The organism is Streptomyces sp. NPDC091371 (genome assembly GCF_040684275.1).
GTDB lineage: Bacteria > Actinomycetota > Actinomycetes > Streptomycetales > Streptomycetaceae > Streptomyces.
The window spans coordinates 1-8,906 of the sequence record NZ_JBFBFP010000094.1 but is presented as its reverse complement, the minus strand read 5'-3'; the positions used below and the strand labels follow the sequence as shown (position 1 = coordinate 8,906).

General features: G+C 66.8%; 9 protein-coding genes and 1 pseudogene. 4 read left to right on the top strand and 6 right to left on the bottom strand.

Annotated features, from left to right (window positions below; all coding sequences use genetic code 11):
* Window positions 1-635: 635 nt before the first annotated feature.
* Window positions 636-770: a hypothetical protein gene (locus tag AB0O21_RS40040; protein ID WP_365180817.1), complete on the top strand. Its 135-nt coding sequence runs from the start codon at window positions 636-638 to the stop codon at window positions 768-770.
* Between the two features lie 188 nt (window positions 771-958).
* Window positions 959-1,510, top strand: a complete 552-nt coding sequence (locus AB0O21_RS40035) for a hypothetical protein (RefSeq protein ID WP_365180814.1) — start codon at window positions 959-961, stop codon at window positions 1,508-1,510.
* Window positions 1,511-1,881: 371 nt separating this feature from the next.
* Here the strand turns inward: AB0O21_RS40035 and AB0O21_RS40030 are convergent, their stop codons facing one another.
* From AB0O21_RS40030 to AB0O21_RS40020, 3 genes are all read right to left on the bottom strand, one after another.
* Window positions 1,882-2,301: a hypothetical protein gene (locus AB0O21_RS40030; RefSeq protein WP_365180811.1), complete on the bottom strand. Its 420-nt coding sequence runs from the start codon at window positions 2,299-2,301 to the stop codon at window positions 1,882-1,884.
* Window positions 2,302-2,424: 123 nt separating this feature from the next.
* Complete coding sequence (locus AB0O21_RS40025) at window positions 2,425-3,198, bottom strand: ATP-binding protein (protein WP_365180808.1); 774 nt, start codon at window positions 3,196-3,198, stop codon at window positions 2,425-2,427.
* Entirely contained in the window at window positions 3,195-3,686 is a 492-nt protein-coding gene (locus AB0O21_RS40020) for a hypothetical protein (RefSeq protein ID WP_365180805.1), read from the bottom strand. The genes AB0O21_RS40025 and AB0O21_RS40020 overlap by 4 nt, the downstream gene beginning before the upstream one ends.
* 209 nt (window positions 3,687-3,895) lie before the next feature.
* Between AB0O21_RS40020 and AB0O21_RS40015 the strand changes: the two genes are divergently transcribed.
* Window positions 3,896-4,249, top strand: coding sequence for a DUF5958 family protein (locus AB0O21_RS40015; RefSeq protein ID WP_365180802.1), 354 nt, complete (start codon window positions 3,896-3,898; stop codon window positions 4,247-4,249).
* A gap of 9 nt (window positions 4,250-4,258) precedes the next feature.
* On the opposite strand, the gene AB0O21_RS40010 is transcribed toward AB0O21_RS40015, so the two are convergent.
* The 3 genes and pseudogenes from AB0O21_RS40010 to AB0O21_RS40000 all read right to left on the bottom strand — a co-directional run bounded on the left by AB0O21_RS40010 (window position 4,259) and on the right by AB0O21_RS40000 (window position 6,576).
* A protein-coding gene (locus AB0O21_RS40010) for an IS3 family transposase (RefSeq protein ID WP_365180819.1) occupies window positions 4,259-5,421 on the bottom strand; the annotation gives its coding sequence in 2 pieces (ribosomal slippage) (window positions 4,259-5,134 and window positions 5,137-5,421; 1,161 coding nt in all).
* A gap of 275 nt (window positions 5,422-5,696) precedes the next feature.
* Window positions 5,697-5,882 (bottom strand): annotated as a pseudogene (locus AB0O21_RS40005) (transposase); the annotation flags it as partial.
* Between the two features lie 22 nt (window positions 5,883-5,904).
* The gene (locus tag AB0O21_RS40000) at window positions 5,905-6,576 is read right to left on the bottom strand and encodes a hypothetical protein (RefSeq protein ID WP_365180800.1); all 672 of its coding nucleotides are present in this window, start codon (window positions 6,574-6,576) and stop codon (window positions 5,905-5,907) included.
* Window positions 6,577-7,702: 1,126 nt separating this feature from the next.
* On the opposite strand from AB0O21_RS40000, the gene AB0O21_RS39995 reads away from it, so the two are divergent.
* Window positions 7,703-8,422 carry a hypothetical protein gene (locus tag AB0O21_RS39995; protein ID WP_365180797.1) on the top strand — a complete coding sequence of 240 codons (720 nt, stop codon included), beginning with the start codon at window positions 7,703-7,705 and terminating at the stop codon, window positions 8,420-8,422.
* Window positions 8,423-8,906 lie beyond the last annotated feature (484 nt).

Genomic DNA, 8,906 nt, shown 5'->3' with positions numbered 1-8,906 from the left:
GTCCTGCGCTTCGCTCCGGACGGGTTCAGGTTCCGCTTCGCTCCACCTGAATGGCCCGCTGCGCGGGCCTGGATGACCCCGTTTCACGGGGTCCGGGCCTTCGGCCCGTTGGGTGTCCGCTTCGCTCCCACCCCAGCCCCTTTCGGCTTCGCCTCCAGGACCAGCCCGCTCCGCGGGCAGATGGCTGCAGCGAGGGCCGACTTCGTCCTGCTACCGGTGCTGGGAGGGGACGGTCAATCGGAGGTGGTTCAGCACGCGTGGGACGGCTCGTTCGGACTCAGCGATTTCCCGGGAGGACCGCTGGAGAAAAAGAACACAGTCCAGGTAGACCCGGCTGGCTTTATTCACGGGTTGTGAAGTCAGTTGTTCACGGCCACATCGTCCAGTCGGGTGCCAGCCCGAGATGCCGGAGTGGGCTCCGTACCGATCTCCCGTTGCCGGATGGCGAGGCAGATCCGTCGTTCACGGGATCCGGGCCTTCGGCTCGTTCGGGCGGGTCTGCTCCGCTCCCCACCCGGGCCCTTCTGGCTCCGTCTCCCAGACCACGACCCTCTCCCGCTGACACGCAACCGGCACAACGCACAACGTTGAGGAACGCAGTCGGGCCCGCGATGACGGACAGGTACTGTTTGGCCATGGATCTACCGGGGGCGAGCGCTACTCACAAGAACACCGGACGGACAGCAGTCCTCCAGTACTTCGCGATCGCCGTCGCGGCCGAAGGCATCGGCCTGGTAGTTCCTCTCGACGAGACGACGCAATGGGGATGAAAGCTCGAATAGAACTGCACCTGGCCGGCGCACGACTGAACCTCCGCAGGGAGCGGTGGCTCGCAGAAGGCTTGTCCGTATCGCCCGTCCTGTGCCAGCACCAAGCGGGTGCACATGCACCGACCGAGCACGGGCCGACCACCGCCCCCGACCGCCTTGCCGTGCTGATCACAGGATCAGACTGGGGCGTGACCTTGTCCGTCGGGCTGCAGCCCGACGGGACGGCAAGACTGGCGTACCACGCACCCCTCGGGTCGGTGGAGAAGCACATCAATATCCGCTCCCTCGAAGCATGGGACGCACTGCTGGACAACGCCGTCCGGCACGCTCAGGGCCTGAAGGTGCAGCACGCCCACTTGCTTGCCACCAGCTGCACCACGGGCTGGCTCGACTGGATTCACGGCGAGTTGTGGCTGCTGCCGGACTCCCTGGTCCGCATTCGCGGCGGATTCGTCGACACCGTCGTAAACTCCATCAGCCCCAGCGCACGGGAACACACCGCCACCACTGTCATCGGCTACGACCCGACGACCGTCCTGGAGGGACACCACACCAACAAGGTCATCCCCTTCGACAGCATCGCGCACGCCAGTCTGCACCGCGGTCTCACCACATCTGGCCTTGCCGTCACGATGACGGATGGCACCCGCCACAAACTGCTGTGGCTATCCTCCGAACCAGCCCGCCGCGTACTGACGGACCGACTGCTGCCCGTACTCGGCTCCCGCTTGACCCCGTGAGCCAACCAGGCAAACAGACCGCCAGCAGGCACAGGACATACCCGACCCCGGCAGGACACCGACTCCCCCAGAGCTGGACCCTGATCGCAGCGCGCTCAGGAAGGGAGCCGCTTCGCCGGGCTGGGGCCTGCCTTCGGCCGTGGTTCGGGGTTCCGCTTCGCTGCACCCCGAACGGCCCGCTGAGCGGGCCTGGGTGAACCCGTTTCACAGGGCCCGGGCCTTCGGGCCCGTTGAGTGGGTCCGCTTCGCTCCCCCACCCTGGGGTCCTTCCGGCTTCGCCTCCAAGGCCAAGGGCCCGCTCCGCGAGCCCAGCGCCAGCAGCAGGGAAGCTTGTGCGTAGGTGTGATGGCCTCGACTGGGAGCTGTCTGGCTCAGGGAGCGAAGTACCAGCAGTACAGGGGCTGGCCCAGGTCTTCTGCTGTACGAGCCAGACCGGCTACCTCTGTGAGGATCTCAACCGCCATCTCTGCTGGGGCCCCGTCCTTCGCCTCGGCGAGCTCGACCCACTGGGCCGCAACCTCGACAAGCCGAACCCTACTCGCCGCCGCCAGCGCCGAACACAGTCTCCCAGGGACCTCGAACACCATGAAGCCGTCATTCTTCATCGGCACCACAGCACGCAGGTCCGAAGCCACACCCCTGACGAGGAGAACCTCCCAGTCCCCCACCGCATCATCGGGAAAGAAATCCGCACACCCAAACGCCGGAAACCCATGACCACGACGCTTCGGCCCCACGACAGCGGCCGCCCCGTCGTCCGGAGCCACAAAGAACTCAACAACACGCAGCATGACCCAATCATGCCAGCCTCAAGAGTTTGATTCATTCTGAAGTCCGGATGGACTCTGCACTACAGGCTCCCGTCCGATTCTCAGGAACCCTCCTGCGGTCTGGGGTGCCGCAGCGATCCGTCATCAGCCACGCCAGCTGCCCAATCTGCTGAACGCCCAGCGCAGCACCTCCCGATCAGGGTGGTCGCGGCCCGTTCGTTCGAGTGCGGTCAGAGTGTGGGCTGTTAGCCGGGCCCAGTTACGGAAGTTGCCAGCCGCGTGGCGGTCGGCGAAGGCGATGTCTGCGGGATCAGTCCGTGCCCAGACAGGGTGGTAGAGGGGGATGACCTGGTGAACTTCCTCCGGAGTGAGCTTGGTGACGTGCTGCCAGATGAAGATGCGGGAGGAGAGCATCGGCTCTTTGCGCAGCACCGTGTGCGCTCCCTCGCCGCCGGCGAAGACGATCGCGATCTGTGAGTACGGGTGGTCCCAGACGAACCGAAAATATTCGAACGTCTCTCGATTCAGCCACTGAGCCTCGTCCACGACCAGCGTACGCGGCTGGGCTGCCAGCGAGTCCAGGAGCAGCCGATCGAACTCGGACGGGTGACGCGGGGGTTCACCCGGCAGACCAAGCGCAGCAAACAGCTCGTGACGCACCGCTCGGGCGGTGGGGCGGGCGCGGAAGGCAATCCGGCAGACCTCCTCGCCGCGGGTTCGCTCAAGCTCACGCAGGCAGACGTTCGCGGCAAGTGTCTTGCCCACGCCTGCCGGGCCGTGGAGGCACATCATCGCCCTGGCGTCGATCGTGTCGGCGATGTTCTCCCTCGCGGCCAGGAGCGCCCGGGTCGTGACGACCGCGGCGTCCGCGAGCTGGGTGTAGTGATCGGTCTCCCGCGGTGGCAGCTGGCTCGTCATGGCTTCTCTTCCCGGATGGCAGGGCGCAGGGAGGCTGGTGTGTGCCAGTCGTCGGGCGGCGGGGCGTGAGGGATGAGGTCGGGCAGGGCCAAGGCGGCCATGTCGCTGTCGGATGCCGCGGCGAGTTCCTGGCCCTCCTGTACATCCCGCTTCACCGCACGCTGCACCGTCCCCAGCGACGGCACAGCGAAATCCGCCTTCTCCACTCCCTCCGTCATCCGCCGGTACACCGCCGACACGTTCCCGCCCTCCTCCGCCAGCCGTGTCCACCACGCATCCGGCAACGAGAACGCCGGCTTCGGCAACCGCTCCACCCGGCCCACACGCCCCGCGGCAAGCCAATGCCACACCGTCCGCGGCGACACCCCCGCCGCCTCAGCCGCCGCCCGCACATGCAATGCCGACACCGCGCCCGACTCCGACGCCTCAGCCACCGCCAACAGACGGCGCACCACCACACCCCGCGCCAACCGGCCGTCCTCACCCATACCCACCAGCACACCCGGCGGCCAAAGCCACGAACACAGGAATGGGCAAACCCATGACAGCCACCCGCCCTGCTGCTATGCAGCCTGTGGCAGCAACCTGGTCACCATGTGGCAGCCGACACGCGGACCAGGCTCAGCTCTCCGCCCGCCCGGACACTGCGGTGCGGCTGAGCCCTCGCCCCAAACCGGCAACGTGAAATCATCAAAAGATGACCGAACCGAGCAGCGAGGACAGCCACGCCATCCGGCACGAGACCGAACAGGTCGTCAACGAGATCGCCCAAGGACTCCGCACGTTGGACGTCGGAGCCGCCTGGTTCTCCGACCTCTCCCCGGCCCACCGGCAGAAGGTCCTGCAAGAAGTCGCCGGCTACGCGATGCAAGCGCACATCACAGCTACGGACGGCCGCACCGGGGTAGCACGATCCGGGGTAAAGCCCACCGCCAACCCCTCGGTCATGATCTGCATGGACCCACCCCGCTACGGGTTCGCCAGCCTCCCCGCCGACGAACACGTCACAGCGTTCCGCGTCCTCGTCTGGGTCTGCTGCAGGTTTGGGTGACAGGTTGGGTCACGCGGCTTGGAGGGCCGGTGTGGTCATGACGGTCTCGAATTCGATGGGGGTCAGCCGGCCGAGTGCGGCTTGCCGGCGGCGGCGGTGGTAGGTCCGCTCGATCCAGGTCACGATCGCGATCCGCAGTTCCTCGCGGGTGGCCCACTTCCGGCGGTCGAGGACGTTCTTCTGCAGCAGGCTGAAGAACGACTCCATGGCCGCGTTGTCGCCGGCGGCCCCGACCCTCCCTATCGACCCGGCCATCCGGTGCCGGTCGAGTGCCCGGACGAATTTCCGGGATCGGAACTGCGATCCGCGATCGCTGTGCAGGATGCATCCGTCGACGTGTTCACGCCGGGCCACGGCGTTGTCCAGGGCAGCCACGGCCAGGCGGGACTTCATCCGCGCGTCGATGGAGTATCCAACGATCCTGTTGCTGAAGACATCCTTGATCGCGCAGAGATACAGCTTGCCGTCACCGGTGGCATGTTCGGTGATGTCGGCGAGCCACAGCCGGTTCGGGCCGGCCGCGGTGAAGTCACGACGGACGAGATCGTCATGCACCGGCGGGCCGGCCTTCTTGCCCCGGCCGCGCTTCTTCCCGAAAACGCTCCACCAGCGGTTGTCCCGGCAGATCCGCCACGCGGTCCGGTCGGCCATGGCGGCCCCGGTGCTGCGGGCCTCATCTGCCAGGAAGCGGTAGCCGAACTCCGGGTCCTCGCGGTGGGCGCCGAACAGCGCGTTCGCGCGATACGCCTCCGCGAGCACGGCTTCGCCCACCGGCTGGTCGAGCCAGCGGTAGTAGGGCTGCCTGGCGAGCTTCAAGACCCGGCACGTCACCGTGACGGGCACCCCGTCCCCGGCCAGCTCCTTCACGAGCGGGTAGATCCTTTTCCCGGCAGATGCGCCTGCGACAGATAGGCCGCGGCCCGGCGCAGGACCTCGTTCTCCTGCTCCAGCAGCTTGATCCGCCGACGCGCTTCTCGCAGTTCCGCGCTCTCCTGGCTGGACGTTCCGGGCTTGGACCCGTCATCGATGTCCGCCCGACGCATCCACTTCCACAACGTCATCGGGTGGACACCGAAGTCCGTGGCCACCTGCTCGACCGTCACACCTGGGCCACGGTTCCTCGCGACCCGTACGACGTCCTCGCGGAACTCTTCCGGATAAGGCTTGGGCACAGCGACATCCTTCCCACCTGCCCCACAAGGCAAGCCAGTTCAGATGTCACCCGATCGTGCGGCAGACCCGGATACGCAGTTCTACTGACCGGCGACATACGAGCGCCCGAGCTGACACGCGGCCGTGCGGGGCGTGCGCGGCGCGCCCTGGGGGGGTATCGACTGGTGTGTTCCGCCATCCGCGCACCAGAAGCACCAGGAGCACCAAGAGCCGCCATGTCACTCTTCATCCCGGATTCGACGACTCCGTGGTCGTCTGCGGCGGCGTACGACCAGACGGTCTGCCACGGCCCATACCGCTCGGGCAGGTCACGCCACGGAGCCCCGGTCCGCAACCGCCACAGCACACCATTGACCACCTGCCGGTGATCACGCCACGGCCGACCACGCCCATCCACCTGCGGCAACAAGGGCTCTATCCACTCCCACCCCGCCTCCGTCAACTCACCTCGACCTGCCACAAGATCAATTATCAGACAGGCCTTAGGAGGCGTCGTAGAGCTCCTGAGCGGCCTTCAGGGCCGCCCGGCGGACCGCCGGCGGATAGCCGAGACGGTCCGCTGCTCCTTCGGCGCCGAGACCCGGCTCCGTGCGCATCAGCGCGACGATGCGCGCCGCACGCTCCTGCTGCAGGTGGCGCTGCGCAGCCGGGACGGAGATACCGAGGACGTCGACGGCGTGAGCAGCCGTCACCGCGGGGTCCACGTCGAGGAGTTCGGCGATACGGCCGGGGAGCAAGTCGCGGGGGACCATATCGCCCGACCCTTTCGGCCGGCCCCTGGGGGCACTCATAGTGCCCCGGCTGGCCGCGAAGGCGAGCAGCTCGGCACGCGGCCAGTGCTCGACCCCGCCTACGACCACCACATGGTCGGCGAGGCGGGGGTCAGTCTTGTAGCTGTCCACGCTGCGCGGCTTCACACCGAGCAGCAAGGCCGCCTCGCGGCGGTCGAGCAGATCCTCCTCATGCTCAACATCCGGGATGACCGGCGTCGGCCGGCCGTCGCGGAAAGCCTCTACCTGCTCCAGGTCCCACAGCAGCAGGAGCGCGCCTTTGGAGCTGACCGGCGGCGGGAAGCCGGCAGCTGTATGCGGCTTCGTGCGGTCGAAGGTGGACCACTTCAGGCCCAGGGCGTCGGCAAGCTCGCGACGCCCCACTGCGGTTCGTCCAGCACGAATCACGACTTCTGACCTCCCGACAGGCGAGGCGTGCTGTTCACGCCAGTGCACTCGGAACCGCCAGGGCAGTAGTCACGGGTGCACAAAAAGGTACCGCATCCGAACGTCGTCAAGATGCCTGCCGATGGATTGCCCGCGCGCTATGCTCGGCCCTGAGACGCATGTGGGTTCTCCCAAGGTGTGTTCTTCGGTAGGCCGGCGCCCTTGCCACCCGCCCTCGGCGGAAGTGGGCGCCGGCCACATCTCTTTCACCCCCACACCGCTCCACTCCCCTGCCTGCCCCTCTCCCTTCCGTTCCCCTACTGCTTCTCTCCACCTCCGTCATCAAACCGACTTCCGCCCCGACTCACAGCCCACACTCCAACCCGACACACCTCTCTCAACTCCCAGCCCCCGACCCCGCCCAGAACCACAGCCCCAACCCTCCTACCCGAACCCCTTCACCCCCGCCCAGACCTAATGTCTGAGCAGTCACCGGCCCCCAAAGGCCCATCCACCTGCGGAAATGCAGAGGCTCGGGCATTGCACCTTCCCCCTATGCATCCCCCTTAGGGTTCCCCCTTTGCGTCCCCCCTGCGCTTCCCCCCATGCGTACCCCCGTGGTTCCGGCGGCTTCCGGCCGGGAAGAGGCCACAGCCCGGGCCCCTCCCGGCAGCAGCGAGGCGGGGCCGGACCCGACTCCGGACGGACTCCCCGGCCCGGATGGCGCGGGTCGTCACGGCTCCTTCCTGAGCAGGGCGCTCGTCCCCGCTACGAGCTGGCCGTGCGCGCCCACCGCGAAGACCACGCCACGGGCACCGGCTACGCCTGGATCGCATGCACGCCGAAGTCCTCCGGGGCCGTCGTGGCGGCAGCTTCATGGCGATGAGAGCCGACCTCATCCACCGCACCCGTGCCGAGCTGTCGGCGGTCATGCAATTCAATTCCCCAGCCTCGGCGGCTTCCACGTGACGTAATTCCCCAGATGGGCTGGGCCGGTGCGGGCTGCCCGTCTGCTGAGTGTGCAGCTGGGCCAGCCAGTTTTCGCACGGCGCACCATTGGCCGTACCTGAGGTCGTACCCTCGCTCTGGCGCTGTGGCTGGAGCCGCACACTCAGGGGGGCGCATGGGAACGGCACTGCTCGGACTCCTCGGACCGATAATCGGCGGAATCGCCGTGGCACTCACCACCTACTGGACAACGCGGCCCAAAGCACAAGCGGAAGCCCGAAAATTCGAGGCCGAAGCAGACAGGACCCGGGCCGAGACCACCAAGATCCTCGCCGAGATAGACATGCGTCGGCCATCCGTCGCCCCCCAGGACACCACACCGAAGGGGTGGAACGTCTCGGGATCGGTGCCCGAGGACTATGAGGTCGGCTTGGACTTCGAGGTGTTCGCAGTAGGCAGGTCCAGCGCCTTCATCCGCTCCAGCCACGAGAACCCCACAGGCTACGCATCACTGGTGCAGACGATCAAGGCAGATGAGTACCGAGGCACGCGGCTGCAACTGACGGCGATGGTGAAGGCAAGGGACGTAGTGGGCTGGGCCGGCATCTGGATGAGGGTGGATGACGCTCGCGATCACACCGTCGCCTTCGACACCATGCGTGATCCGGAACGCCGAATCGCCGGAAGCGTAGGCTGGCGCAGGTACCGCATCGTGTTGGACATCCCGGAAACCGGTGCCTACATCAACTTCGGGGCAGTCATGGAGCGAACAGGGCAGATCTGGCTTGATGACGTACGAGTGGACGTCGTCGATGTCTCCATTCCAGCAACCGACACCATCCCGGACCTCCCTCGCCGCCCCGTCAATCTGGACTTCGAGAACGGGACCTACTGATCCGTCGTCCAGAACGCACTCCGCATCCACACGACAGCGATCCAGCCAGGACACAGTCGCATCCCCCGGCCGCCGAAGCCGCTGAGGCGGCCCCAGCAGGCCAGCTTGATGGGGCTATTTGAATCTCGGAGTGCTCGGGGGGTCGCCAAACCTGCTCAGTTGATCTCCCCATCCTTCGCGTGATCTTGCTCGGCGTGTCGAACCGGTCTCGGCACGCCGTGGACAGCCCGCCAGCAGCTGCGGCCAAGCCACCGGATCTGGCGCGCCCGCCCTCGACAAGATCGTTACCATCTTGCTTACCGCGCGTCGCTGGCACGACGAGCTGATTTCCCTGCTCATTACCACCCGTGCACGTACGGTACTTCCCGCCTTAGCTTGTCGTTTAACGTCAATGCCGTTGACTTTGGGGTTATTTGGCGGTTCAACAGATACCAGGGGGTGGTGTCTGATGGCTGCTCGGCTGGTGGACCGGATCGGGCTGGGG